This is a genomic window from Bacillus sp. RCC_6_1 (genome assembly GCF_041360755.1).
GTDB classification, from domain to species: domain Bacteria; phylum Bacillota; class Bacilli; order Bacillales; family Bacillaceae_G; genus Bacillus_A; species Bacillus_A cereus.
The window spans coordinates 356916-382562 of sequence record NZ_JBFUPV010000004.1; the positions used below are offsets into that span (position 1 = coordinate 356916).

Here is a 25647-nt window from a genome sequence, read left to right on the forward strand (position 1 = left end):
TCACTAGTCTTCTACTTTCTCAAATAATAGCGCAATCCCTATCCCGCCTCCAATTCCTAATGTAGCAATTCCATATTTCATAGACTCTCTTTGAGCCTGATAAAACAAACGTGTTACAAGCATAGCTCCAGATGCACCGTACGGATGACCGAGCGCAATTGCCCCACCATTTACATTTAATTTTTCATACGGAATTTGTAACTCTTTTGCGCAAGCAACAACTTTTGAGGCGAATGCTTCATTTATTTCAAAATAATCGATGTCCTCTACTTTTACATTCATTTCGTTTAATAATCTGTTCACCGCAAATATCGGACCAGTCCCTGGAAGATTGGGATCCACTCCCACTACAGTACTACGAACGAAACGAAGGACAGGTTTATAACCTAACTTTAGGGCTTGTCCCTCTTCCATTACAAGAACAGCACATGCCCCATCATTTACACCACATGAATTACCTGCCGTCACTGTTCCATTTTGTAAAAATGCGGGCTTTGTTCTTTTAATGATTCGTTCATAATTCATTTCTGGCTTTATAGATTCATCTAATAATCCATTAAAAGAAAATATTTCATCATGTATATATCCTTTTTCTAACGCTTGCAGTGTCCGCTTATAACTAAGACAAGCGTACTCGTCTTGCATTTCTCTCGTTATGTTATAACGTTCCGCAACATATTCAGCTGCTACTCCCATGTCAGGATCACCAATTGTTTCAGGTGAAAATCTTGCTCTTTTTTGAAAAGGTGACGTACTTGTACTCTCTACTCCTCCGGCGATATAGCAATTACCTGCCTCGCCTTGAATGAGATGACACGCAGTTCGAATTGCTTCTAAACCAGCACCACATTGCCGATCAATCGTTACACCAGGAATATGATAGCCAAGTCCTGCCTCTAAAGCAGATAATCTTGCAACATTCCCTCCTGGCCCAACAACATTTCCTAATATAACATCGTCTATCTCTCTCTTAATTCCTTTACTTAAAAACGTAAGAAGCGGCGTTGCTAATTGCTGAACTTCATACTCTTTTAATATCCCATCCTTCTTACCGATAGGTGTTCTTTTCGCCTCTACAATAACTGCCTTATTCATATGTTTTCTCCCGGTTTTCAATCATACTTTTTGCTTCCATACGAGCGATTTTCCCACTATTTGTATAAGGTATTCCATCTACAAAATGCCATTCTTTCGGTATTTTAAACGAGGATAATCGTTGTAAGCAAAAACTCTTTAATTGTTGTTTCGTAGCACTTCCTTTTACGATCGCGACTGGCTTTTCACCCCAGTAACTATCTTTCACACCAATTACAACTATTTCATCAACAGCTGGGTGTTCATGTAATACACTTTCTATTTCTTCTGGATAAATATTGATTCCTCCAAATAAAATCATATTCTTCTCTCTACCAACAATATATATAAAGCCTTCTTCATCTTCATAGCCTACATCTCGCACTGTCATCCAGCCATCTGCATTCAACTCCCGTGTTAAAACCCCATCTATTATGTATCCCATAAAAAACTGATCACTTTTCACATAAACAGTTCCTATCTCGCCTTTTTGTACTTCTTCGCCTGCTTCATTACATATTCGAACTTGCACATTGTGACAAGGTTTTCCTACTGAATTTGGCCTTCTTTCGCTTTCTGCATCGACTAGTGCTGTTACAAAACTTAACTCTGATGCACCATAAAATTCATATCTTTTCGCATAAGGAAATATATTCTTTATTTTTTCTTTCGCTTCAGCTTCCCATTTCGCTCCTGATGAAATAATTTTCATTTTATTTTCTATTAATCTATTTTCTTTATATAAAGATTCAAGCATTGTCGGAACTGTATACATAACCGATATATTTTCAGTTTCTAACTTATCTAATACTTGATTCGGAATGAACTTTCTCATAATGTGCACCGTTTGTCCTACATATAATGCACTTATTGCCCCGTATAAGAAAAGAGAATGAACGAGCGTCCCAGCTATTAAAATTGAATCCTCCATTTTCATATGAAAGTCATGTACATTACAATCAAAACTATGAACCCACGATTGCTGTGCACGTAAAAATGCTTTTGCTTTTCCAGTTGATCCTGATGTAAATCCCATATAAAAGGGAGCATTTCGTAAACTTTCTACAGTGGAATGTGTAGGAAGATATTTCTCTATCATTCTTTTCCACTCATCAATTTCAATTACTCTTCCTTCTTCATCAGGTAGATCATTTACCTTATATCGTTCTGTCACAATCATATCCAGATTACTGATCTCAATTCTTTCTCTGAGCTCATCTTGTTTCCACTTTATATCTAACGGAACACAAACCCACCCGGCCATAGCGGCACCAGCGAATAGTTGTAAAAACTCTATACGATTTTCTAATAGGATTGCTATTGTTTTATTCTTTGATTCTGTTGCGTGCAACCAGTTTGCTACTTTACAAACTGATTCGAACCACTCTTTATATGTTAAAACTCTATCATTTTCCTTTATCGCTATTTTATTTGGTTGTAAAGAGGCATGCTTTTTGTATTCTTTTGTAATACCCATATGAGACGTCCTTTCTTTACAAAAATAATAAAAAGAAACACGGAATTAACGTGTTTCTTCCCTTTATCATCCCGCATTTGTATATTTTCCATTCTTTAAAGCGGGCGTAATAATATGTTTCAATGAACGATGTAATTTTGTTACGAGAATCGCCGCGATAATTGCTTTTATACAATCCCCTGGTAAAAACACAGCACTCACTTTCATTGTCTCCCATACAGAAACATCCATTAAAAACGCTTGTACAGTAATACCAAATACATAAACTACGAAAATACCACCAATTATATTAATACATAATACTTTTATAATAGAAACTTCACGTAAACGCTCAATTAAATAACCAATAACAAACGCTCCAATGATGTAACCAAGTAAATATCCTGCACTTGGCCCAACAAATACACCAAGGCCACCGCGTCCACCAGCAAGTAATGGTGCTCCAACTCCTACAATAAGTAAGAAAATAAGCTGACTTAATGCACCAAGGCGTGACCCTAACAATCCACCCGCAAGCATAACACCGAGTGATTGCAATGTAATCGGAACTGGTGTAATAGAAAGAGCAATCGGAGGTATTAACCCTAACACTCCCATAATAGAACTAAATAAAGCGACGAAAACTAATTTTTTTGTATGCATATTTTCTTCTCCTGTTTGTAAACTTAAAAGTGGTTTTAGATAACATATCACGAAAATTATATTATCTTTCCACCCTTCTTTTGTCAACTTTTATTTCATTTAAGTTTACAAATAAGAATTCACTTATTTCTCTCTATGCAAATGCTCCAGTTCTTTCCGAAGCGCCTGTTTTAAAAACTTCCCAACAGATGTTTTCGGCATTTCTTCCATAAAGACAATATCGTCTGGCAACCACCACTTCGCAAACTGTGGTTTTAAAAACTCATATATTTCTTCTTTTGTAACCGTACTATTTTTCTTTTGAACGACGCAGGCAATTGGTCGCTCTTGCCACTGAGGGTGAGGAACTGCAACGACAGCCGCTTCAAATATAGCATCATGTGCCATTAAAGCATTTTCAAGATCGACCGAAGAAATCCATTCTCCCCCGCTTTTAATAACATCCTTCGTACGGTCAACAATTTTCACGCAGCCTTCCTCATCAACCGTAACGACATCTCCTGTATATAACCAACCATCACGAAAACCTTCGACAGTACGATTATCGTTATAATAGCTTTCAGCGATCCATGGCGCTCGTAAACATAGTTCTCCCATCTCCGTACCATCCCACTTCACTTCACCATTTGTACCGACTACTTTCATCTCTACACCAGGGACAAGATACCCTTGTTTTGATCTAATTTCTAATTGCTCTTCATACGATAATTCTGTTTCATAACTTTTTAAACGTGCAAGTGTTACGAGTGGGCTCGTTTCAGTCATACCATATGCATGTATGAATGGAACATTATGTTTCTGTTCAAATGCTTTAATAACGCTTTTCGGCGCAGCTGCACCTCCGCATAGTATTCTCGTCATACTAGATAAATCGTAACTATTATTTTCTAACTCTTGTAATACGCCGAGCCAAATTGTCGGCACACCCGCAGCTAACGTCACTTTTTCTGATTGAATCATCTCTAATAAAATTTTCGGGGTAAACATCGGTCCAGGAAGAACTTGTTTTGATCCAAACCAAGTAGCCGCAAAAGGAAGTCCCCAAGCGTTCACATGAAACATCGGGACAATTGCCATTGCTGCGTCACTTTCCGATAAAGCAGCTGTATCAGCTAAACCGAGTGCTATACAATGCAATACAGTACTACGATGCGTATATACAACACCTTTTGGGTTTCCTGTAGTCGCTGACGTATAACACATACCAGCAGGTGTATTTTCATCAATATCTTTTACAAATTGGAAATTGGGATCGCCTTCTTCTAATAGCTTTTCATAATGATATACAGGCTCCAGCATAGTATTTGGAAGTTCATCTTTATCAGTCATAATAATGTAAGCTTGTACAGTTGATAATTGTGATTGAATATTTTCAACGAGCGGTACGAGATCTTCATCTATAAGTAGAATTCGGTCTTCTGCGTGCTGAATAATGTATGAAATATGTTGAGGAGATAAACGAATATTAATCGTGTGCAAAACAGAAGCAATACCTGGAATAGCAAAATACGCTTCTACATGTCGATGATGGTTCCACACTAACGTTCCTACACGTTCACCTTCTTTAATTCCAAGCTTTTTCAACGCACTGGAAAGTCTTCTCGTCCTTTCCCCTAACTGCTTATACGTTAACGTTGTAACTGTATCATGTGTCCGTGAAACAATTTCTTTCTTCGAAAACAGTTTCTCTGCTCTTTCCATCATAGAACTAATTGTTAGCGGTACATTCATCATCATATTGGTTATATCCCCCTTTAAAGCGTTTTCATTTTTCGTTTATTATAACAGAATTCCGCAAATGGTTACGACATTTTTCTGTTTTTTCTGAATTATTTCTTTGGAAATAATTCAGAACGATAAAAAACATGTTTTGAATACATTGATTCGAAACATGTTTTTTATCTTTTATAAACTATCTACCTTTTTTCTTACTTTCTTTTTCAGTTTAAAAATAAAACGATTACTGTATTCCTTATTTTCTACTAAAATTCGATATATCTCCCATACTCCTAACACACGAACAAAAAGATAAACTCCGATAGCAATAAGTACAACACAGTACGGATAATACTGAACTAATTCCCCTGAAGTGATATGCTTTTTCTCAAACAAAAACGGGATCGCGCCTGCTGCTATAAAACAAAATCCAACGATCATTACCGCAGCATACTTCTTCTTAATAATCACATATCTTTTTGTCAATTCTTTTAGAAAGTTTTGATCAAATAGTAGTTCTTCCTTTTTCAATACATTGTATCGACTCTCTTCTATCGTTACAGGTGCCATCATTGCTCCAATTCCAAGAACAGCAATGATAATGACAAGAAATGTCGACATTGTTGCATTTTCTTTAAATAATAGATACGGTATTGTAGACAAAATAAGCAAACTAAACCCTAACGCTATATATTTTGAAATCTTTTGTCCGTACACTATATACCCTTCTGCCATTTCCTGACTTACGTAATAGCCATCCACATTTTCATTACTTTGCTCTGCAGTTTCTTTTAATAAATAGTCGAGTGATACTTCAAAAACATTTCCAATCATTATTAACTTCTCAGTTTCAGGAAAACCTTGACCGTTTTCCCATTTACTAACCGCTTGCCTTGTTGTGTTTAATTTTTCAGCTAATGCTTCTTGAGAAAGGCCCTTTTCCTTTCTTAATTTAAAAAGCTTTTCACCAAATCCCATATGTGTGCCCCCCTTTGTTTTCTTACCTAAATTGTATGTAGACATTGCCCTTATCTCTATCTTCCCGGGGTTGCACTTTGTCAACTTACGGTTGCGATTGTGTTATTTAATGGTTTTATAGACGATTTAGCTATTTTCCTTCTATGATTATGGCGTTAATAAACCAAGACCCCTTAACAACCAATTATAACAATTAAAGGTAATTATTGTTATAAAAAATAAAAAAACTCCTTTATTCATTTAAAGGAGTTTTTTATATGAAATATTTCATTTATCCATATATCTTTCTCGAGATATACAATATCTTTTCGTGTCACGATACTTACCTTTAATGAACATATCCTTTTGAATCGTGCACTCGTACTCCATATTCAAACGTTTCATTAATTTTTCAGATGCTTCATTTTCTGAATCACATCCCGCTTCAATACTATTAAGATGCAACTCATGAAAACCATAGTAGAAAAAAGCTAATGCAGCCTCCGTAGCTAATCCTCTTCCCCAATATTTTCGAGATAAGGCGTATGCAATTTCTGCTGTATGTGTGACCAAATCATATTTTATAAATCCACACGTGCCTATAAGTTTCTTCTCCTCTTTTAATACAATTCCAAGAGGTGCTACTTGCCCTTCATTATATTGCCCCACAATTTCTTCTACATAGTTATATGTGTCACATAACGATCGATGAGCATCCCATACAGTAAAAGTTGTCATCTCTTTATCTGTAGCATACTCATATATATGTAAACTATCACTCATATTCATTTTCCTTAACATAAGTCGTTTCGTATACAAAGTTGGATATGACCACTTCTCAATAATCATAAAGGTTTCTGTTTAAACCTTTCATAATTCCTTACCTTTAATAAAAGGATATTCCCACAATCTGTACAAATATAAGCATCCACCGGTGAAGATGTGAACATCGTTTCCTTTTTCCGTATTTGTGCATATCCGACAAACTCACCTTCTCCTATATTTTGAGAACCACAATTAGAGCATGTCTGCACGTCTTTCTGTTTCATGAGAGCACCACCTTTAATCTGTTTCTACTCCCTTCGACAGTTCAATTCCATTTCCCTTCCAAAAAACTTCTTATTCTCCTACATTACAACAGGAATCTCAAAACAAAAATCGTATATATACTATGAAATATATTTATTAACGGAGGAATTTTATGACTACTGTTATGACACTCGATATAGCAACAGAAATTGAAAATGCAGAAATTGATATGCTCTCTTCTAGATTAGAGAGACTACAAACAATAAGCGGAAACCCCATGCAAGTGCAAATGAAAAAATTCGGTAGCGCCACTGCCTTTTCATCAAAAATAATTGCTGGTCCTGCTTTTAATACGGTAAAAGGTATTACAAATGCAGATGCGATTGATGCAATCATTTCTTATTATGAATCACTACAAATCCCTTGCCGTTTTGAAATTACACCAGCGCAAGGCACAACTGAACTATTTCAATACTTATCTCAAAAAGGTTTTTACCAATCTAGCTTCCATACCGCTTTGTATAGTATACCGAGAGAGGGTTCATCACTTCTTCCTTCTAATATTACATTACGAAAACTGAAAGAAAATGAATTTGATATTTTTGCAGACATATATGTACGTGGATTTAATATGCCATCCTTTACAAAAGATGGTGTTCGCCAAAATAACGAAATTCTTTACAATGAACCAGGATGGCATTTTTTCATAGCAGAAATTCAAAATAGTCCTGCTGGTATTGGTGTCCTGTATATAAATAAAGGTGTCGCATCATTAGCTGCTTCTGCTACTTTACCAGAATTTCAGCGTAAAGGCTGTCACACTGCATTAATTCAAAGACGAATTAAGACAGCTATTGAATCCAATTGTACTTTAATAGTTGGACAAGCAAGGTTCGGTAGCGGCAGTCAAAATAATATGGAACGTGCCCATATGAAAATCGCTTATACAAAATCAATATGGACTGCAAAAGACATATAATTTACTTTCTTTCTCCTTCCGTTACATTTTTAAACATTTTATGACAATTCCTTTTCTATCCCGTTAATCATTTGAATATTCAAACTAAATTTGTTACGATATTACTAGATACATCATTCAACTTGCACTATGAAAAGAAAATTCTAATCAAACTACAAGGAGGAGAAATGTATGACTAAGCACGAACACGGTTTAAAAGAAAAAGTAGAAGGTGCCATCGATAAGGTAAAGGGCGAAGTAAAAGAAGTTGTCGGGAAAGTAACTGACAATAAGAAATTACAAGCTGAAGGAAAATGGGATAAGGTGAAAGGCACTGCTAAAGATACAGTTGGTAATGCGAAAGAAAAAGTACATGAATATAAGGAACATAAATAATAAAAAACACGTTGGATGAATTTTCATCTAACGTGTTTTTTATTTTACTTTATATACATAATGAACCAAATGACATATGATATATTTTTATTTCTCTATGCTCTTTGTAAGCGGTTCTTTAAAGGCATTTCTATTCCATACAACAAAAACAATAAGAGAAATAATAAAGAATGCAACAAGACATATACCCAGATAATCAAAATTAACTACTTGTATGAGATTCCAAAACGGGCCCTGTAAATTATAGCTTTCAATAAGCAAAGATAATAGTTGATATCCCCCTATTAAAAAAGCCGTAATAACAGATATTGAGGTAATTAATACATTATATGAATTTCTTATTCGACTATTTTCCATTGCCCACTTATAATTCGTATTCATGAATGTACTATCTAATGTATCCATTAATGACATTCCGGCAGCAAACAAAACGGGGAAAGCAAATATACTTACAAGTGGAATAGATTGACTTGTTGCAGTTACTGTAGAAAGAGCAATTAATCCAATTTCACTCGCTGTATCAAAACCAAGTCCAAATAAAAAACCGATTATATACAATTGCTTCTGACTATCAATAAACGTAAATAAGCGCTGTGTGAAACGATATATAAACCCTAAATTTTCTGGCTGTTTGTTCTCGTGGCTTCTCAACACTTTAATAAGGTACAACAGATTGGTAAGACCAATAATGATAAGGAATGTACTAGAAACGATTGTACCGATAATACCGCCTATAGTTGAAAAGCTCTCCATTCCATGTTTTGCCGTTTTTCCAATTAAAGCAATTAATACAATCATCGCAAATACTACCGTAGAGTGTCCTAATGAGAAGTAAAATCCCACCCCCTGTGAGTTTTTACCTTTTTCAATTAATTTCCGAACAGTATTATCAATTGCGACAATATGATCACTATCAAACGCATGACGCAACCCTAAAGAATATGCAATAATAGCCATTCCGATTATGCTATTACCTTTATATAGCGCCGGTAATAATAATAAAATTCCAAGCACATGAAGAAATATAATAATAACAAAAAAGTTGGTTGCCTTTTTCAGTTCACTTTTCCACATAGTTACTAACCCTTTCTACTTTAAATTGAATACTCTTGAAAAAGAAAAGTGCCATAATAAAAACTAAAATCGTTATAATAGTCGCTAAAATAATTACAAAATTATTTAACACGTCGGTATGATTTGTAAGTGTTAACAGAGCTGGTACTGTTGCAGTAATCCAAGATTCAATGAAGCAAACAATACCTACATAAATATGAATCTTCTTTTTCAATCCATCTTGTAGGAAAAATAAAAACCAAAGGAATGCCCAAAAGAACCAAATTATTGTACTTTGCAAACTACCACTCTCATGTAATTGATTCACAATTCCCATAACCGTTGCAATGATAGCAACCCAAAGAGAATAGTAACCTACACCTGAAGAATCAAGTTTTAATATATTCGTAAGACCAACATATAAATAAGTAAAACCAAATAAAAAAATAGTTCCATTAGATAGGATAGTCCACTCATCGGATTGACTTCCTGTAAATAATAAATATAATGGTGTCAAAGTTTGTAATGCCCCTACAAATAAATTAAAGTATCCTACACTTTTGCTATCAATAAGTTTAAAAGCTGCTAGTGAATTCATAAATAGAACTGCACCGACAAACAATAATCCCACATTAGTCATAGTATCCCCTTCTCCTACTTAATATTTTCGATAGGATGTTAATTCTTCATGTAGACAATTCTCTCTAACAAAACGATGACACTGAAAAAATATAGACTCCATATCCTCAGTATTATGACTAAGTATGCGAATGACAAAGCCTTTACATGGTGTAGAAGATATTCCAATTTTCATATTGTTAGTGTTAGAAAGTGATGTTTTCAATGTTGCAATTAAATCATTTGTAATGTTCTCATTAATAACTATGAAAGTACCATAATGGGAATATTGATTTAATATTCCCATTTGATCTAACGACTCTTTGAAAGGGTTTAGCAATAAATGATCGTATACTACAAGTTTATTTTCCATATATATTTTTGTTAACGAATCAAAATATTGGTATGTGAACTTCTCCATATTTGGCGACCAACCAGGCGTAACTGAATCGCATAAAATCAATGTAGAATTATTTTGCATATATATATTTGTTTTTTGCTTATATGCTGCATCCTTGTACATAATTAACGGGTCTGGTAAATACTCCATAACAGCATTCTCACCAATATAAAAATTCAATTCTTGCAAAGCATAACTATTTGGAGTCTTGTAAACTTTCGTTGCTGATTGGCTTGTTATATATGTTTTCGCATCTTTACCAACATTTATATTTATAGAATAGAAATCTCCTTTTAAATAGCCTCCACCAGAATTCATAATATAGTAATATGCTCTACCATACTCATCCAAATATATTGGCTGCGTTACTTTTAAGGCATCTTTATGATAAACCTTAATAGGTACGGTTTTATGTCTCTTTTCCATCATATCAATGTTTAAGACACCTGTAGGGGATTTCATTTTTTCAGTCCTTCTAACATAATGTTCTGTCTCATCCAATTTATTAATTCTTGTAAACCTTCCTCATCCTTCAAATTTGTAAAAAAGTATGGTTTATTATGTCGGTAATTTTTCGTATCCTGCTCCATAACTCCAAGATTAGCTCCTACATAAGGTGCCAAATCCGTTTTATTAATTACAAATACATCAGATTTGATCATTCCTTGTCCACCTTTACGCGGAATCTTTTCTCCCTGTGCCACATCAATAATATAAATTGAAAAATCCACTAGCTCCGGACTAAATGTGGCAGCTAAATTATCACCCCCGCTTTCAATAAAAATAATATCTAAATTATTATGTCTAATCATGAGTTCTTCAATTGCTTCAAAATTCATAGAAGCGTCCTCTCGAATTGCTGTATGCGGGCACCCCCCTGTCTCTACACCAATAATTCTATCTTCTGATAAAACACCTGTTTTCAATAAAATCTTTGCATCTTCTTTCGTATAAATATCGTTTGTAATTGCTGCAATTTCATAATCTGTATTTAGATGTTTTGTTAACTTTTCAACTAACATGGTTTTCCCAGCACCTACCGGACCACCGATACCAATTTTAATAGGCTTTATCATTTTATTCTTCCTCCCTATGACATGAAGACCCTTACATTTACATCTTCATGTTGCATTTGATTTATTTCGAATTCAGGATCATTCAATCCAAAATCTTCTAATGAAAGTATTTGAATTCTATCAATAGATTCGCAGATTAATTCATGGCATTCTTGTAATAGTTTTTGACCATCTGTTTGTCCAAGAGGAATGGCTCTCACACCGTTTTGAATTATACTTCCAACACTTGAGTATAAGAAAACTAAGAGCGTTTCTTCTATTGTCATTTTCAATTCCGCCCCTAATATTCCGTATACAATACTCGGATGACCTTGTAATTTATTACCCATAATATTTTCTTTATATATATTTAAATTTACAAACGAGAACAATTCACACAATAATTTAGAAGTACTTTTACTAATCATTCTATTTGCTTTTCTACATTCAAAAGGCAATGTTTGTGCTGTTATTAAATCATCTAAAAATGTAATTTGTTCTCCCTCATTATTCTTAATGGCTTCGTAAGTATATTTGCAAATTAAGCCGTCCGTGTATGTTAATTGGACTTTTACATATCGATTAACCCATTTGAAAAACCCGTCTTTATTTGTAACTTGTCCCTCTTGAATAAATGTTTCTAATCCAAAAGAGTGACTAAAACTTCCTGTTGGGAAGTTCGAATCACTAATTTGGAGTAGGTTAAGTAGGTTAAATATGTTTGTGCGAAGCATGCTTGAACGGTTTTGGTAATACTCTATTTTCTTTTTGATAAGGAACACCTTCCTTTTTAAGTAAATCTTCTACTAAGTAGTCGTTCGCCAAAATCATGCACCCTTCATCGAATTGTGCTGGTAAATGTCTATTCCCTAAGTTATGAGCAATAATTCCCATTTCTTTTATTGATGTTGGAGTAATTACAATTACCTCTTCTGGTAATACTTCAATATACACAATTCGATTTTCATCTTCATATAAAATATCACCGTTCTTTAATGTTTCTCCACTATCTAAAGACACCCCAATTTCAAAACCAGATTCTGAATATAATTTCTGAACTCTCTTCAGTAAAAGCTCACTAGAAATTAATATCTTATCAAGATGCTTTTTTGTGTTTGAGAAATCATTCATATTGCATACGTTGTTATTAATTTTTTCAATAATCATTTTATCTCCCCCGTTATATCAAAATAAAAAATATCTTTGAGCCATAGGTAGTACATCTACTGCTTCACACGTGATTACTTGTCCATCAACTTTAACTTCATATGTCTGCGGATCTACTTCAATTTCTGGTGTTGCATTATTTAGCTTCATATCTTGCTTCGAAATCTCTCTCGTATTTTTAACAGGTAATACAACTTTATTTAAACCTAATTTTTCTTTAATATTATTCTCATAAGCTACTTTCGATACAAATGTAATCGAACTTGACTGTACTGCTTTTCCATATGCACCAAACATCTTTTTTTCATAATATGGTTGTGGGGTAGGAATTGAAGCATTCTCGTCTCCCATTAATGCCATCACTACCATTCCGTTTTTCAAAACCATATCTGGCTTAACACCGAAAAATTGTGGATCCCATATTACAAGGTCTGCATACTTTCCTATTTCAATAGAGCCCACGTATTCTGAAATCCCATGTGTAATAGCTGGATTAATTGTATACTTAGCTATATAACGTTGAATTCTATTATTATCGTTATATTCTTTATCTCCCTCTAAACTACCAATCTGCTTTTTCATTTTATCGGCGGTTTGCCAATTGCGAATAATAACCTCTCCAACCCTTCCCATCGCCTGTGAGTCAGAGCTAATCATGCTGAAAACCCCTAAATCTTGCAAAATATCCTCTGCCGCGATTGTTTCTTTTCGAATCCTTGAATCTGCAAACATTACATCTTCTGGAATATTCGCTTTTAAATGATGACATACCATGAGCATATCTAAATGTTCATCCAGCGTATTCACTGTATATGGCAAGGTCGGGTTCGTTGATGATGGTAAAATATTATTCAGCGCAGCAATCTTTATAATATCTGGTGCATGCCCACCTCCAGCTCCTTCAGTGTGGTACGTATGAATAACACGATTATCAATAGCTTTTATCGTTTCTTCCACAAAACCACATTCGTTTAACGTATCCGTATGAATAGCGACTTGAATATCATATTTATCAGCAATCTGTAACGAGTGATTAATTGCTGACGAAGTTGCTCCCCAATCTTCATGGATTTTCAATCCGATAGCCCCTGCAAATATTTGTTCTTCCAGGGCAGGTAAACTTGAACTATTTCCTTTCCCTAAAAATCCAAGATTTATAGGAAAAGCTTCTGCTGCTTCTAGCATTTTTCTTAAATTCCAAGATCCAGGTGTTATTGTAGTTGCCTTAGTCCCTTCTGCCGGTCCTGTTCCCCCACCAATTAAAGTTGTTATACCTGAAGCCAATGCCGTATCAATTTGTTGTGGGGATATGAAATGCACATGTGTATCAATACCTCCAGCTGTAACGATTTTCCGCTCACCAGAAATTACTTCCGTTGATGTTCCAATGATGATATCAATATTATCCATAACTGAAGGATTACCACTCTTACCAATTGCTGAAATCTTCCCATCTTTTATACCAATATCCGCTTTATATACTCCCGTATAATCAATAATAATTGCATTCGTAATAACAACATCCACAACCCCCTGTTCTCTTGTAAGTTGTGAATTTTGTCCCATACCATCCCTAATTGATTTTCCTCCACCAAAGACAGCTTCATCACCATATACAGTGGCATTTCGATCAACATGTGCGAATAATTGTGTATCCGCTAAACGAATAGAATCTCCTGTAGTTGGACCATATAAATCAGCATATTGTTTACGTGACATCTTAAAACTCATGCTATCTCCCTCTTTTTGTGTAAGATTGAATATCGCCATCCACTTTATTTTTAAATCCATATACTTCTTGTTCCCCTGAATATGGAACTAGTTCAATCGTTTTTTCATCTCCAGGCTCAAATCTTACCGCTGTACCTGCTGGAATATTTAAATGTTGTCCAATTGCTACACTGCGATTGAATTTTAACGCCTCATTCACTTCATAAAAGTGGTAATGAGATCCAATTTGAATGGGTCTATCTCCCTGATTTATCACTTTGACTTTCATTGCTTTTTTATTTCCATTACATACTATGTCTTCTTTCGCAAGGATATATTGCCCTGGAATCATAACATTCACTTCCTTTAATGAATTGGCTGATGAATAGTTACTAATTTTGTTCCATCAGGAAAAGTTGCCTCAACTTGAATATCTGATATCATGTCTGCAATACCATCCATAACATCTTCAGCACTTAAAATGGTTTTTCCAAGTTCCATTAATTCCGCTACATTTTTACCATCTCTTGCTCCTTCCAAAATTTCATACGTAATAATAGCGATACTTTCTGGATAGTTTAACTTAAGCCCCCTCTCCTTTCGTCGATAAGCTAAATCAGCCGCAACAACTACTAGCAGTTTATCAATTTCTCTTGGCGTTAATCTCATTACAATCTTCCTTTCTGAAGTATTTTAAAACTAAGAATATTCTAAAAATAAAAGGTGTATTTTCAATGTCTTTTCCGTGTTTTCCCTATGTTTTTTTGCTATCAATCAAATAAAAAAAGAGCCCATCGGCTCTTTTTTTATTTTCCTTCATTCTTCTCTAACACGTATAAATCTTCTTCGATATTCGTTAATTTCTCACTTACAAGCTTTCTTGCATCTCCAATTGCTTGATTGTATGCAAATGGTCCAACTAATTTAACCATTTCTTCTATTAAACGCTCTGCTTGGAAACGTCCAATTTCATCTAAATCTTCTTCAACGAAAAATTGCTGAATTTGCGCTACAAGTTCTTCTTTTTTATCATTTGGTATTTTTATATTCATCATCGTTGTTACTCCTCTATATTTAAGATAATATCTTCCTTAACTCTACCATAGAAAAACGATTACCAGGACAGCTTTTTGTAACTCCTTCTAACTCCCTATGACCTAGTATATTTTCTTTCTTTATAGCAAATTGCTTCATAAACATTTTGCATAAAGAATATAATGCATTCACTTGTGCAGGAGTTGGATCGTATTTATCGAAATTTCCCGTCATACATATTCCAATTGTATGGCGGTTATGGTCTTTCGCGTGCGCTCCAATATGTAAACCTCGCCCTTCCACTACAGTTCCGTCCTTTTCGATAAAATAGTTGTAACCAATCCCGCTCCACCCTCTTACAGTTTGATGAAATTCATGCGTTTTATACACGTCCCATCCATCTTCAGCTGTATGGTGGATAATCAGTTGATTTACTTTTTCTAAAGGAACTAATTCATCTTGAAATGTTAGATTGACATATTTAATTTCCATTTGAACTGCCTCCTCTTAAAAATCAATCATAATAATCGTTTTATCATCTGGCCTTATTCTCTTTTCCGCTTCTAGCTCTTCAATGATTGCTACATATTCATTTATACTATTCTTTCTTATATATGCAACAGTTTGTTCTAATGACCAATCTGGGTGAAATAACCCGTCTGAACAAATAAAAATTCCACTCACTTCATCTGTATGTAATTCACCATGTTGTAAATAATGTATCGCTTCTTTCATTCCATTTGCAACTGAGTAACCATTTGGCATATTTGCAAGATAACGATTGTACTTTAATTGTTCTCGAACATCTTGAAAAACAGGTTCTTCCGGCACAGATAAACCTTTCTTACGATCTTCTTCCCTCTTCCTTTTTGCTCGTTTACTAATTCCTTCAACTGTGTCTTTCGTTAATACTTGCATCGTTCCATTTTGAAAAGTTGCGACAATCATACAGTCCCCAAGCTGCGCATATTCAATTTTCTCACCAACTATTTGAACTGCCGCGATACATGTGCACCACAAATGCTCTTTTTTTCTCGTGTCTACTTCATATTCTAACATTTTGCTTTGTAATGCTTCATTTGCTTTGGCAACTGCAAATTGTAAACTATGATTCTCTCGTAATACAGTAAAATAATTTGCAAATAAATGCGAAGCGATGTATGCTCCATTATGTCCATTTTCATCACGAAACGGGACAAGTGGTGTTGCACCGTCACATACACCATAAATCTTTTTATCTTTATTACAAAAATAAGAATCCTCACATTCTTGCTTCAACGGGCTTTTCTGTTGATATGTTTTTATCTTCACAACTGTATCCCCTTTCAAATGATAAAATACTCAAATTCTTTCGATTAATCTAATTTACCAAAATAAACTGTTTTTACCCAAAACTTTCAATATCATATATAATCTTGAAATAATATGAATTTTTCAGTGAAGGACGGGAAAGAAATGGTCAGATTCCTTGGTGTTATTATCGGTTCTATTATTATTGCGGTTGCCTTTAATCTTTTCCTTATCCCCCACAAAATTTTAAGTAGTGGAATTGGCGGAATTGCTATTATTTTAGGGATTGTAACCCCTGTAAACACAGGCATTATTAACTTTGTATTAAACTTACCTATCCTTATTTTAGGGTACATAGGTCTTGGAAAAAAAGTAATTTTTAACACAGTTGTCTCTGTAGTTGTATTATCTGTTGCATTATACTACGTTCCAGTAAAAGTCGTAGCAACAGATCCATTGTTATCTTCTATCTTCGGAGGTGTCATCGCCGGAGCTGGTATTGGTCTTGTTTTTAACTGTAATGGATCCACTGGTGGATTTGATATTATCGGTATGCTTTTATCCCGCAAGCGAGACATTAAACTTGGCGGATTCCTTATTATTTTAAATGCAGTCGTTGTAATAATCGCAGGATTCTTCTTCACCTGGGATGTTGCACTTACAAGCTTACTTTCAATTTATGTAACTGGTAAAGTAATTGATGCTGTTCATACAAAACATCGTAAAGTTACACTTATGATTGTAACAAATGAAGCAGAAAAAATGAAAAAACAGCTTCTTTCAACTGTTGTACGTGGAATAACGTTACTTGATGGCGAAGGCGCTTATTCAAGCGAGAAAAAGCGTGTACTTATGACGGTCGTTTCTCGTGAAGAATTAGCAAGTATGAAACTTACAATTTCTGAAATTGACCCGAATGCATTCGTTAATATTACAGAAACTGTAGAAGTGTTAGGACTTTTCAGAAGAAGTTAAAGACTAGGTGGGAATACACCTAGTCTTTATTTTGCATAAATTCAATTCTGTTTCCAAACGGGTCTGATACGTAAAATCGAATTACATCTGGCCGTGCATAATCATCAATCACTTTTACACCTTGCTCTATAAGTGTTTGCTTAAATTCATTAATTTCATTCACATAAAAAGCTGGATGAGCCTTTTTAGCTGGTGTAAAGTTCCGCTCGACACCAATATGGATTTCTTGATTTCCACATTTAAACCAACATCCACCTCGTTTTTTCAACTCTTCTGGCTTTGGAATTTCTACCATACCAATTTTATTCCCATAAAAATCACGCGCCTCTTCTTCACACTCTACAGGTGCAGCTACTTGCACGTGATCAATCCCTTGAATATAATTTTTCATTTTCTCTCCCCCTCCTCTACCCTAATGTTATACGGAAAACAGCCGTCTGTAACTTACAAAAGGGTTATAAAACAATATAAGCTCCCCTTATTACCATCCTGCATTCACTTTGCAAAAAAAATAAAAAAACAAAATTTATTCTATAACTTCCATTTTTTATAGAAATACACATCACATCTATATTATAGTTATGAATAGACAAATCTTTTTAGATGCTATTTGTACGGAGGAACTATTATGAGTCGTAAAAAATATTCACCAACTCAAAAAAAACGTCATCCGAACATTTCTAGACGTTTGCGAAACCATATACAAGATCGTTCATTAACAGAAATGTACGCATCTCTGTTCGAACATAATCCTGATAGTATTATTTCATTAAACTTAGAAGGAGTTATTCTACATATAAATCCTTCTGCCGAAAGAATATTAGGTTACACTTCTTTAGAATTAGAACAGAAAAATATTACCTCTATTTTAGGAGCCCATATTTCTGAGCAAGTATTACAAAATATAAAGAATACTGAAGCGGATAATCAACAAGAGTATATCTTATCTATTTATCATAAAAATGGATTCTTATTAGATGTTGTGACAAAACTAGTTCCTATCTTTGTTCAAAATCGTCTTACTGGTGTATACGCTATTATGAAGCCACTTGAAAAATCAGAAAGAATTGAGAATATGCTAAAAGAAAGTGAGAAGAGATTACGTACATTAGTAAACTCCATGCCTGCGTTTGTTATATTTAAAGATCATGAAGGGCGCTGGCTTGAGGCAAATGACTACGCACTTTCTTGCTTCAACTTCCATCATGTACCTTACCACGGGAAAAAAGATAGCGAACTCATTCAATATAATGAAGCATACCGAGAAGCTTTTTTACATTGTGAAGAAGTCGATGAACTAGCATGGCAACAAAGACAAATTCTTCATGGCGAGGAATTTATTATACATAGAGATGATTTCGATTTAATCTTAAGTATATCAAAAGTTCCGCTTTATCATCCTGATGGTTCTCGCAAAGGTCTTATCGTGATGGGGAGAGATGTTACTGAGCTAAAAGAAACTGAAAAGTTACTACGAAAATCTGAGAAGCTCGCAGTAGTCGGACAACTGACAGCTGGAATTGCCCATGAAATTCGGAATCCACTCACTTCCCTAAAGGGTTTTCTAACATTGCTCCTCCCTGAAATAAATGAGGAGCAAAAATGGTATATCGATGTTATGTTAAGTGAGATTTCACAAATGGAATCCATCACGAGTCAATTTATGGCGATGTCTAAGCCACAAGTATTATCTATCCAAACTTGTAACATACAAACTTTAATTGAAGAGGTAGTTACATTTATTTTACCGACTGCAATTATGCATAGCGTTCATATCATCATGGATCATTTTGATTACGTATATGATATTCAATGTGACGGTAACCAATTAAAACAAGTTTTTATAAACATATTAAAAAATGCGATAGAAGCGATGCCAAATGGCGGAAATATTTTCATCCAAACAAAACCATTAGAGGATAATTTCATCTTAATACGAATTATCGATGAAGGTTGTGGCATTCCAGAAGATCGTATCTCCCGTCTAGGCGAACCTTTTTATAGTTTAAAAGAAAAAGGCACAGGACTAGGATTAATGATGTGTTACAAAATAATTGAAGAACATCATGGTAAATTACACATTTCAAGCGAATTAAATAAAGGTACAATTGTTGATATTGAGCTACCACTTTCTTCATCTCATCTTGCAATCCAGTCTTAAATAAAAAAGAAGCATCTGCTAATCGTTAGCAGATGCTTCTTTTTTAAAATACTTTGTCATACCACTCTTTTGCTTTTTCTACTTCACCCATCGTTAATTGATGCCCTCGATTTTCCCAATGCATTGTTACATTCGCGTTTGCATTTTCTAATAGTATCTTCAATTCCTCTGACTCTGCTGATGAACAAATTGGATCATTTGTCCCAGCAGCAATAAACACAAATTTACCTGCTAAATTTGCTAATTGCATTCCTCTTCTTGGTACCATTGGGTGATGAAGTACAGCACCTTTCAATGCATTTTCGTAATGGAATAATAAGCTTGCTGCGATATTTGCCCCATTCGAATAACCGATAGCTACAATGTTATTTCTATCGAATTTATATTCTTTAGCCGCTTCATCTAAAAATTCATTTAATTCCTTCGTACGGAAAATTAAATCCTCTTCATCAAAAATGCCCTCTGCTAATCGGCGGAAGAAACGCGGCATCCCATTCTCTAACACATTTCCCCTAACGCTTAATACCGACGCTTCCGGATCAACTATTTCTGCAAGTGGTAGTAAATCTAATTCATTACCACCTGTACCATGAAGTAATAACAACACTGGTTTTGACGTATCTTTTCCTTTTTGAAAAACATGTTTCATCATAATCCTGTTCCCCCTTCAATCACTTTAATCTAAATTTCTCACTTCAAATGGTAAAAGCGTTTGTTCAATCTGTTTTCTATGTTGTTCATATTGTTCCGGTAACTTTAATTCCTCACCCATCGTCTCTAACGATTCATCATGAGCGAAACCAGGAGGATCTGTTGCAATTTCAAATAAGATTTCACCATGTTCTCTAAAATAAATCGCGTTAAAATAATTTCGATCTTGTACAGGAGTTACGTGATATCCAAAACGCGACACATGCTCTTTCCAGTCTAGCTGATCAGCATCGTCACTCGCTCTCCAGGCAATATGATGAACTGTGCCAACGCCCATTTGGCCACGACCGATTGTTGATAATTTCAAATCAATAATATTTCCAATGTCAGCAGAAGAACGGAATCGAACAAATTCACCCTCTTCTCCAATTTTCTCAAGACCCATAATATGTTCTAACAATTCAGCTGTTTTTTGAGGCTGTGTAGATAAAAGAACAGCACCTCCAAACCCTTTAATTGCTACTTCTGGTGTAACTTCTCCAAAACTCCAATTATTTAATTCGCCTTTTTCTCTTTCAACTAATTCTATATGCAAACCATGCGGATCATCAAATTCTAAATACTGCTCTCCAAAACGAGTCATTTTTGTATACGAAACATCGAATTTTTCTAATCTATTTTCCCAAAACTCCATTGCACCTTTTGGTACAACGTAAGACGTAATTCCTACTTGACCATCTCCAATAATACCTTGACGAGCACCTGCCCATGGGAAAAACGTAATAATTGTTCCAGGCTTTCCTCCTTCATTTCCAAAATAAAGATGGTACGTACCTGGATCATCAAAATTCACTGTTTGTTTCACTAAACGTAACCCCAATACACCAGCATAAAAGTCTACATTTTCTTGTGGATGCCCTACAATCGCTGTAATATGATGGATTCCCATTGTTTTCTTTTCCATTTCTTCCACTCCTTTTTTATTTCATTATAAAAATTCTTTTACATTTAAATTCATTATTCATTTTGTCCATGCTACAAAGTAAAATCCGTCATTATAATTTTATCTCGAATTCGAGATATTAATCAAAAAATTACGTATCGGCGTCTAACCTATTGAATTATCTCGAATTCAAGATAATTCACAAAAAATATTTGTTCGATTTATAACCATAATAAATTTTCATTATGAACATTATTTATCTCGAACTCAAGATTTATTATAAGTTACTTATTTTTTATTGTCAATAAGTCCTTACTTTCATTTTTCTTGTTTTCACTTATGGTTCCCTACCTTAACAAACATTTTTTGTTCTTTCAAGTGAACGAGCACTTTTCATTACATGTGAAAACCTTTATAAACGCCTTTATCCCAGTGGATTACAATGATTTTTCAAGAAATTAAAGTAATAATATTCAGAAAATTAAAGAGTGTTTTTTCACACCTTATTTTCACACCTTATTTTCATTCCTTTACCCGATAAATTTTAAAAACTAAAAGCCATACAAATGTATGACTTTTAGCTTATTGACGTCTCAAATTTTGCTTTCTCTACATATACTTTACGAAATTTCATATAGCATCCAATACGCCAAGGTACTATATAACAAACCGCAAGAGTGTAGAAAAGAATGCCGATTGACTTTGGATCTAGACCTTGTAAATGTCTTCTAAAATAAGCACGTAAAAGAACGATAACTAAAAATGTAGCAATAAAAGCGATACTTTTTTTTGCATAAATTTGACCATCTTCTCTGACTTCATACCCACTTAAAATAATAAGTGGAATTGACAATAACAGTCCGATCCCAGCAGCTATACCAATTTGCCAACCAGCAAGTTGTATAGCTGCTGCGTATAAAGAAAAACCTGGTAATAAGAAGAATAATGGCAATAGTAGTCGTCTTCCTTTATTATTAATTGGTCGATTCATAGAGCGCATGCGTCTAAATATAACGAGCCCTATGACGAGTAAAAAAATTGTAATACTGTACGAACCTTGCTGCAAGTGAATCTCTCCCTAAAAATAGTCATTTTCAAAAATACTCCCCTATTATACTCCTAATTTTTCCAAAAATATAATTATTCCTCTAAAAAATCTTACACATCAAATATACTTTTAGGTTTGATTTACTATAGGAAACAATTCCGAAAGAGGAACTACTCTCCCCACCTCGTCTTTAAACACAATATGCTCTCTAGTTAAATGGCGCGGGCTCTTCACTCCCGCCGCTGCCGCTAATGAAAATAAACTATATCTCATACTAATAATATAATTCATGACTCGCCACTTCTTCTCATACGGATCTAACGCTTTTTGATAATGCGGATTCGTCGTGGCTACACCAGATGGACATTGACCAGAATTACATTGAAGGGCCATAATACAGCCACTTGCCATCATAAACCCACGGGCTGAACTTACAGCATCCGCCCCAATCGCTAAAGCAATCGCCACTTTATCTGGTGTGATTAATTTACCCGATGCAAATACTTTAAACTTGTTACGGACACCATAATGGTTTGCTGTATCAATAAATGTAAGTAATGCTGGAATAAGCGGCAGTCCCATACAATCTGCCATCGATTTATACGTTGCCCCTGACCCGCCTTCTGAACCGTCGATTGTAATAAAATCCGGGTAAATGTTTAGTTCTTTCATTGTTTTTATTAAATCTTCCAAAGGCTCCTGCTGACCAATTACAATTTTCATTCCAACTGGTTTACCGCTGTTTTCTTGCAACTGTTGAATAAAACAAAGTGTATCCGCTGCATTCTTTAAAAATGAAAATCGATTCGGTGAATTAATCGTCTCTCCCTTTCGGACGTTGCGAACAAAAGCAATTTTCTCATTTACTTTTTGTCCCTCTAAATGACCACCACGTATTTTAGCACCTTGCCCAAATTTCAATTCGAATGCTCTAATATTACTTTCTTTCGCTTTCTCCATGAATTTTCCCATTGAAAAATTACCGTCTTCATCACGGTATCCAAATAACCCTGGACCAATTTGCGCAACGATACTCGCTCCTGTATGTAAATGTTCTGGAATAACGCCACCTTCACCCGTATTAATCCACGATCCGCCTGCCATTTTTGCTCCAAAACCACTCGCTAAAATATAATTTTCTCCAATCGCACCGTAAGAAGTCGCAGATGCACCAAACATGCCATGTAGCTTCCACGGATATTTACGGTTCTCACCGACTATAATTGCATCATCTTCTTCGTACAGCCAAAGATTCGTTGTATCCGCTGTCAATTTTTCTCTTCTTGAAAATAACCCTTCTTTATGAATCACGTACTTTTTACCTTCCCGCTCTTGCGTGAGATTCACACTTAATTCCTCAGTTAATATCGGAAATAATGTATTAGCAATATAATATCCAGAAGCTTCAAAATCTCGTTTTGATCCAAAACCAAGTATTTCAGAGCGATATTTCGCTAAAAACATAACACTTTGAAAATCATAACGTGAGAAAGGCTTTCCATCCGTATCATGATCAAACCAATATTGTCGAAATTCAGGCCCTATCTTTTCCAGTAAGTAGCGCATTCTTCCTAAGTACGGATGTAATTTTAAAATAGAATGGTGTGTTCGTTTTTTTATAAAAAATGTAATGATAAAAAAGACGATTAAAAGCAACATTAAAAATAGTAATATACTAATAATAACGAGTAGCGTTTCACTCATCCCGCTTCCCCCTATGAAATTCCATAATAAAAGGAGAACACTCGATGTGCTCTCCTTTTATCTTTATTCATACTAACGTAGCAAGATGCTCTTTCGCGTCATATTCAACTAAACTTTCAGCGTGTTTAATTCGATGAACAAAGTCTGGATTAGCAATTAACGGTCTTCCGAATGCCGCTACATCAATCGTTCCTTCTTGCAACGCTTCTTCGGCCTCTTTCGGATTTAAATTACCAACCCCAACAATCGTACCATCCCAATATTTTCTTACTAGTTGATGAAAATTCTTTCCGTCAGCAATCTCTTGCGTATAATTCATCGTTGAAGGATGGATCATCGTTAACCCAACCTCTTTAAACATATTTATGAACGTTTCAATTGCAAACTCAGGATTTTCCCACATATAAGTAGGATTATCACCTTTGAAAGCAGAGAAACGAAGAAGTGTTTTATTAGCTCCAACAGCTTCTATTACAGCCGCCGTTACTTCTTTCATAAACGTTAACCTTTGTTTTAAATCACCGCCATATTTATCTGTTCGCTTATTCGCAAACTCATACGTAAATTGATCGATTAAATATCCGTGTGCACCGTGAATTTCTACTCCATCAAATCCAGCTTCGATCGCATTTTTCGCAGCTTGTGCGTATTGACCGATCACTTCTTGTATTTCTTCTAACGTCATTGCTTCTGGCGTATCAAACGGTTTACGAAAGCGTGGAACATTTCCCTCTGCAGCGATAGCCGATGGTGCTTGTGGCATTTGACCACCAATTATTTCATGATGACTCATACGCCCAACATGCCATATTTGAGCAATAATCGTCCCGCCTTCTTTATGTACTGCCTCTGTAACAGGTTTCCAAGAATCGATTTGTTCTTGTGTATAAATACCTGGTACTCCTGGGTTTCCTTTTGCTCTCGGACTAATGACAATTCCTTCTGTAATAATTAGTCCAATTCCATCCGCAGCACGTTTTCTGTAGTACTCCACTACATCAGCACCAACTACTCCAGTCTCATTATCTGCAAAGCATCTTGTCATCGGTGCCATCACTATACGATTACGAAGAGACCAAGCTCCAACTTGAATTGGATCAAACAACTTTGTTTCTTCAACGTTTTCAAAAAATCCCCCAGCATTTACATTTGTTCCTTCATAAATACTCGCTGCTTTATTACTTGAACTTGTCATTTTTCTTCCCCCTAAAAAATCTTACTATAATCGCATCATACTTACTTTTAGATAGTAACGTCAATTTTTACGACTTTATAACAAAAAAATTCGAATATTCAAAAAATAAAACACTGTAAATAATATTAAAAAGGTTTCCTTAGGAGGAAACCTTTTTTGTTGACCATATATGGCTGTCAATCCGTTTATCTCTTTAATAAAAAACACCTTATCAATAGAAGTGAAAATGGTTCAGTATTCTTCTAAAAATAATAACTTATATACCTAAAACAATGAAAGCCCTACCTCTCTTTCATCCTTACGGCTCCTCGTCCGTGCCAGTGTGAATCAGGATTGCAAAAATCAAGTAACTATTTTATCGAAGTATTCAATTAAACTTCGAACATTCATAAA

The 25647-nt window shown here is 34.9% G+C and carries 29 protein-coding genes; 4 read left to right on the top strand and 25 right to left on the bottom strand.

Annotated elements, in window-relative coordinates:
* Positions 1 to 3: 3 nt before the first annotated feature.
* The 7 genes from AB6801_RS16075 to AB6801_RS16105 form a co-directional block, all read right to left on the bottom strand.
* Positions 4 to 1095, bottom strand: a complete 1092-nt coding sequence (locus tag AB6801_RS16075; protein WP_087967710.1) for an acetyl-CoA C-acyltransferase — start codon at positions 1093 to 1095, stop codon at positions 4 to 6.
* Positions 1088 to 2551, bottom strand: a complete 1464-nt coding sequence (locus AB6801_RS16080) for an acyl-CoA synthetase (protein WP_048568329.1) — start codon at positions 2549 to 2551, stop codon at positions 1088 to 1090. The genes AB6801_RS16075 and AB6801_RS16080 overlap by 8 nt, the downstream gene beginning before the upstream one ends.
* Positions 2552 to 2617: 66 nt before the next feature.
* Positions 2618 to 3193: a biotin transporter BioY gene (locus AB6801_RS16085; protein ID WP_000556954.1), complete on the bottom strand. Its 576-nt coding sequence runs from the start codon at positions 3191 to 3193 to the stop codon at positions 2618 to 2620.
* A 123-nt stretch (positions 3194 to 3316) separates the two neighbouring features.
* Positions 3317 to 4930 carry a long-chain fatty acid--CoA ligase gene (locus AB6801_RS16090; protein ID WP_097999079.1) on the bottom strand — a complete coding sequence of 538 codons (1614 nt, stop codon included), beginning with the start codon at positions 4928 to 4930 and terminating at the stop codon, positions 3317 to 3319.
* A gap of 168 nt (positions 4931 to 5098) precedes the next feature.
* Entirely contained in the window at positions 5099 to 5887 is a 789-nt protein-coding gene (locus tag AB6801_RS16095; protein WP_000505614.1) for a helix-turn-helix domain-containing protein, read from the bottom strand.
* A 267-nt stretch (positions 5888 to 6154) separates the two neighbouring features.
* Positions 6155 to 6715, bottom strand: coding sequence for a GNAT family N-acetyltransferase (locus AB6801_RS16100; RefSeq protein WP_000582844.1), 561 nt, complete (start codon positions 6713 to 6715; stop codon positions 6155 to 6157).
* Positions 6712 to 6915, bottom strand: coding sequence for a hypothetical protein (locus tag AB6801_RS16105; RefSeq protein ID WP_000810210.1), 204 nt, complete (start codon positions 6913 to 6915; stop codon positions 6712 to 6714). Before AB6801_RS16105 ends, AB6801_RS16100 begins: the two co-directional genes overlap by 4 nt.
* A gap of 152 nt (positions 6916 to 7067) precedes the next feature.
* Here AB6801_RS16105 and AB6801_RS16110 point away from each other — a divergent pair, with 152 nt between their 5' ends.
* Complete coding sequence (locus AB6801_RS16110) at positions 7068 to 7874, top strand: GNAT family N-acetyltransferase (protein ID WP_097999080.1); 807 nt, start codon at positions 7068 to 7070, stop codon at positions 7872 to 7874.
* Positions 7875 to 8045: 171 nt separating this feature from the next.
* Complete coding sequence (locus tag AB6801_RS16115; RefSeq protein ID WP_087967701.1) at positions 8046 to 8249, top strand: CsbD family protein; 204 nt, start codon at positions 8046 to 8048, stop codon at positions 8247 to 8249.
* 87 nt (positions 8250 to 8336) lie between these two features.
* Here the strand turns inward: AB6801_RS16115 and AB6801_RS16120 are convergent, their stop codons facing one another.
* The 12 genes from AB6801_RS16120 to AB6801_RS16175 all read right to left on the bottom strand — a co-directional run bounded on the left by AB6801_RS16120 (position 8337) and on the right by AB6801_RS16175 (position 16616).
* The gene (locus AB6801_RS16120) at positions 8337 to 9323 is read right to left on the bottom strand and encodes a HoxN/HupN/NixA family nickel/cobalt transporter (RefSeq protein WP_097999081.1); all 987 of its coding nucleotides are present in this window, start codon (positions 9321 to 9323) and stop codon (positions 8337 to 8339) included.
* Complete coding sequence (locus AB6801_RS16125) at positions 9310 to 9942, bottom strand: AmiS/UreI family transporter (protein ID WP_000185993.1); 633 nt, start codon at positions 9940 to 9942, stop codon at positions 9310 to 9312. The genes AB6801_RS16120 and AB6801_RS16125 overlap by 14 nt, the downstream gene beginning before the upstream one ends.
* Positions 9943 to 9960: 18 nt before the next feature.
* Complete coding sequence (locus AB6801_RS16130; RefSeq protein ID WP_000841915.1) at positions 9961 to 10782, bottom strand: urease accessory protein UreD; 822 nt, start codon at positions 10780 to 10782, stop codon at positions 9961 to 9963.
* Entirely contained in the window at positions 10779 to 11396 is a 618-nt protein-coding gene (ureG, locus tag AB6801_RS16135) for an urease accessory protein UreG (protein ID WP_000594928.1), read from the bottom strand. Before ureG ends, AB6801_RS16130 begins: the two co-directional genes overlap by 4 nt.
* Before the next feature lie 14 nt (positions 11397 to 11410).
* Positions 11411 to 12109: an urease accessory protein UreF gene (locus AB6801_RS16140; RefSeq protein WP_000946573.1), complete on the bottom strand. Its 699-nt coding sequence runs from the start codon at positions 12107 to 12109 to the stop codon at positions 11411 to 11413.
* Positions 12087 to 12542 carry an urease accessory protein UreE gene (locus tag AB6801_RS16145; protein ID WP_000582806.1) on the bottom strand — a complete coding sequence of 152 codons (456 nt, stop codon included), beginning with the start codon at positions 12540 to 12542 and terminating at the stop codon, positions 12087 to 12089. The genes AB6801_RS16140 and AB6801_RS16145 overlap by 23 nt, the downstream gene beginning before the upstream one ends.
* Before the next feature lie 18 nt (positions 12543 to 12560).
* The gene (gene ureC / locus AB6801_RS16150; protein ID WP_000008664.1) at positions 12561 to 14273 is read right to left on the bottom strand and encodes an urease subunit alpha; all 1713 of its coding nucleotides are present in this window, start codon (positions 14271 to 14273) and stop codon (positions 12561 to 12563) included.
* A 1-nt stretch (position 14274) separates the two neighbouring features.
* Positions 14275 to 14604 carry an urease subunit beta gene (locus AB6801_RS16155; protein WP_000612160.1) on the bottom strand — a complete coding sequence of 110 codons (330 nt, stop codon included), beginning with the start codon at positions 14602 to 14604 and terminating at the stop codon, positions 14275 to 14277.
* Positions 14605 to 14618: 14 nt separating this feature from the next.
* Positions 14619 to 14921, bottom strand: a complete 303-nt coding sequence (locus AB6801_RS16160; RefSeq protein WP_001241328.1) for an urease subunit gamma — start codon at positions 14919 to 14921, stop codon at positions 14619 to 14621.
* 137 nt (positions 14922 to 15058) lie between these two features.
* Complete coding sequence (locus AB6801_RS16165) at positions 15059 to 15307, bottom strand: DUF2164 domain-containing protein (protein WP_000981075.1); 249 nt, start codon at positions 15305 to 15307, stop codon at positions 15059 to 15061.
* Positions 15308 to 15326: 19 nt separating this feature from the next.
* The gene (locus AB6801_RS16170) at positions 15327 to 15779 is read right to left on the bottom strand and encodes a peptidoglycan recognition protein family protein (protein ID WP_000404192.1); all 453 of its coding nucleotides are present in this window, start codon (positions 15777 to 15779) and stop codon (positions 15327 to 15329) included.
* 15 nt (positions 15780 to 15794) lie between these two features.
* Positions 15795 to 16616, bottom strand: coding sequence for a protein phosphatase 2C domain-containing protein (locus AB6801_RS16175; protein WP_141530630.1), 822 nt, complete (start codon positions 16614 to 16616; stop codon positions 15795 to 15797).
* 126 nt (positions 16617 to 16742) lie between these two features.
* On the opposite strand from AB6801_RS16175, the gene AB6801_RS16180 reads away from it, so the two are divergent.
* The gene (locus tag AB6801_RS16180) at positions 16743 to 17552 is read left to right on the top strand and encodes a YitT family protein (protein ID WP_000251344.1); all 810 of its coding nucleotides are present in this window, start codon (positions 16743 to 16745) and stop codon (positions 17550 to 17552) included.
* A 19-nt stretch (positions 17553 to 17571) separates the two neighbouring features.
* Here the strand turns inward: AB6801_RS16180 and AB6801_RS16185 are convergent, their stop codons facing one another.
* Positions 17572 to 17943: a VOC family protein gene (locus AB6801_RS16185; protein ID WP_000800767.1), complete on the bottom strand. Its 372-nt coding sequence runs from the start codon at positions 17941 to 17943 to the stop codon at positions 17572 to 17574.
* Between the two features lie 237 nt (positions 17944 to 18180).
* Between AB6801_RS16185 and AB6801_RS16190 the strand changes: the two genes are divergently transcribed.
* Positions 18181 to 19713: a BA3702 family sensor histidine kinase gene (locus tag AB6801_RS16190; protein ID WP_000087658.1), complete on the top strand. Its 1533-nt coding sequence runs from the start codon at positions 18181 to 18183 to the stop codon at positions 19711 to 19713.
* A gap of 43 nt (positions 19714 to 19756) precedes the next feature.
* Here the strand turns inward: AB6801_RS16190 and AB6801_RS16195 are convergent, their stop codons facing one another.
* The 5 genes from AB6801_RS16195 to AB6801_RS16215 form a co-directional block, all read right to left on the bottom strand.
* Positions 19757 to 20365, bottom strand: coding sequence for an alpha/beta hydrolase (locus tag AB6801_RS16195; protein ID WP_000975483.1), 609 nt, complete (start codon positions 20363 to 20365; stop codon positions 19757 to 19759).
* Between the two features lie 24 nt (positions 20366 to 20389).
* Positions 20390 to 21328 carry a ring-cleaving dioxygenase gene (locus AB6801_RS16200; protein ID WP_000412731.1) on the bottom strand — a complete coding sequence of 313 codons (939 nt, stop codon included), beginning with the start codon at positions 21326 to 21328 and terminating at the stop codon, positions 20390 to 20392.
* Between the two features lie 556 nt (positions 21329 to 21884).
* Positions 21885 to 22373: a cytochrome c biogenesis protein CcdC gene (locus AB6801_RS16205; protein WP_002103478.1), complete on the bottom strand. Its 489-nt coding sequence runs from the start codon at positions 22371 to 22373 to the stop codon at positions 21885 to 21887.
* 111 nt (positions 22374 to 22484) lie between these two features.
* The gene (locus tag AB6801_RS16210; protein ID WP_000005165.1) at positions 22485 to 24059 is read right to left on the bottom strand and encodes an FMN-binding glutamate synthase family protein; all 1575 of its coding nucleotides are present in this window, start codon (positions 24057 to 24059) and stop codon (positions 22485 to 22487) included.
* A gap of 67 nt (positions 24060 to 24126) precedes the next feature.
* Positions 24127 to 25254, bottom strand: coding sequence for an alkene reductase (locus tag AB6801_RS16215; RefSeq protein ID WP_000204588.1), 1128 nt, complete (start codon positions 25252 to 25254; stop codon positions 24127 to 24129).
* Positions 25255 to 25647: the final 393 nt, after the last annotated feature.

Excerpts from the sequence above, each read along its gene's own strand:
- AB6801_RS16075 (WP_087967710.1), bottom strand. The coding sequence starts at position 1,095 with ATGAATAAGGCAGTTATTGTAGAGGCGAAAAGAACACCTATCGGTAAG.
- AB6801_RS16080 (WP_048568329.1), bottom strand. The coding sequence starts at position 2,551 with ATGGGTATTACAAAAGAATACAAAAAGCATGCCTCTTTACAACCAAAT.
- AB6801_RS16085 (WP_000556954.1), bottom strand. The coding sequence starts at position 3,193 with ATGCATACAAAAAAATTAGTTTTCGTCGCTTTATTTAGTTCTATTATG.
- AB6801_RS16090 (WP_097999079.1), bottom strand. The coding sequence starts at position 4,930 with ATGATGATGAATGTACCGCTAACAATTAGTTCTATGATGGAAAGAGCA.
- AB6801_RS16095 (WP_000505614.1), bottom strand. The coding sequence starts at position 5,887 with ATGGGATTTGGTGAAAAGCTTTTTAAATTAAGAAAGGAAAAGGGCCTT.
- AB6801_RS16100 (WP_000582844.1), bottom strand. The coding sequence starts at position 6,715 with ATGATTATTGAGAAGTGGTCATATCCAACTTTGTATACGAAACGACTT.
- AB6801_RS16105 (WP_000810210.1), bottom strand. The coding sequence starts at position 6,915 with ATGAAACAGAAAGACGTGCAGACATGCTCTAATTGTGGTTCTCAAAAT.
- AB6801_RS16110 (WP_097999080.1), top strand. The coding sequence starts at position 7,068 with ATGACTACTGTTATGACACTCGATATAGCAACAGAAATTGAAAATGCA.
- AB6801_RS16115 (WP_087967701.1), top strand. The coding sequence starts at position 8,046 with ATGACTAAGCACGAACACGGTTTAAAAGAAAAAGTAGAAGGTGCCATC.
- AB6801_RS16120 (WP_097999081.1), bottom strand. The coding sequence starts at position 9,323 with ATGTGGAAAAGTGAACTGAAAAAGGCAACCAACTTTTTTGTTATTATT.
- AB6801_RS16125 (WP_000185993.1), bottom strand. The coding sequence starts at position 9,942 with ATGACTAATGTGGGATTATTGTTTGTCGGTGCAGTTCTATTTATGAAT.
- AB6801_RS16130 (WP_000841915.1), bottom strand. The coding sequence starts at position 10,782 with ATGAAATCCCCTACAGGTGTCTTAAACATTGATATGATGGAAAAGAGA.
- ureG (WP_000594928.1), bottom strand. The coding sequence starts at position 11,396 with ATGATAAAGCCTATTAAAATTGGTATCGGTGGTCCGGTAGGTGCTGGG.
- AB6801_RS16140 (WP_000946573.1), bottom strand. The coding sequence starts at position 12,109 with ATGCTTCGCACAAACATATTTAACCTACTTAACCTACTCCAAATTAGT.
- AB6801_RS16145 (WP_000582806.1), bottom strand. The coding sequence starts at position 12,542 with ATGATTATTGAAAAAATTAATAACAACGTATGCAATATGAATGATTTC.
- ureC (WP_000008664.1), bottom strand. The coding sequence starts at position 14,273 with ATGAGTTTTAAGATGTCACGTAAACAATATGCTGATTTATATGGTCCA.
- AB6801_RS16155 (WP_000612160.1), bottom strand. The coding sequence starts at position 14,604 with ATGATTCCAGGGCAATATATCCTTGCGAAAGAAGACATAGTATGTAAT.
- AB6801_RS16160 (WP_001241328.1), bottom strand. The coding sequence starts at position 14,921 with ATGAGATTAACGCCAAGAGAAATTGATAAACTGCTAGTAGTTGTTGCG.
- AB6801_RS16165 (WP_000981075.1), bottom strand. The coding sequence starts at position 15,307 with ATGATGAATATAAAAATACCAAATGATAAAAAAGAAGAACTTGTAGCG.
- AB6801_RS16170 (WP_000404192.1), bottom strand. The coding sequence starts at position 15,779 with ATGGAAATTAAATATGTCAATCTAACATTTCAAGATGAATTAGTTCCT.
- AB6801_RS16180 (WP_000251344.1), top strand. The coding sequence starts at position 16,743 with ATGGTCAGATTCCTTGGTGTTATTATCGGTTCTATTATTATTGCGGTT.
- AB6801_RS16185 (WP_000800767.1), bottom strand. The coding sequence starts at position 17,943 with ATGAAAAATTATATTCAAGGGATTGATCACGTGCAAGTAGCTGCACCT.
- AB6801_RS16190 (WP_000087658.1), top strand. The coding sequence starts at position 18,181 with ATGAGTCGTAAAAAATATTCACCAACTCAAAAAAAACGTCATCCGAAC.
- AB6801_RS16195 (WP_000975483.1), bottom strand. The coding sequence starts at position 20,365 with ATGATGAAACATGTTTTTCAAAAAGGAAAAGATACGTCAAAACCAGTG.
- AB6801_RS16200 (WP_000412731.1), bottom strand. The coding sequence starts at position 21,328 with ATGGAAAAGAAAACAATGGGAATCCATCATATTACAGCGATTGTAGGG.
- AB6801_RS16210 (WP_000005165.1), bottom strand. The coding sequence starts at position 24,059 with ATGAGTGAAACGCTACTCGTTATTATTAGTATATTACTATTTTTAATG.
- AB6801_RS16215 (WP_000204588.1), bottom strand. The coding sequence starts at position 25,254 with ATGACAAGTTCAAGTAATAAAGCAGCGAGTATTTATGAAGGAACAAAT.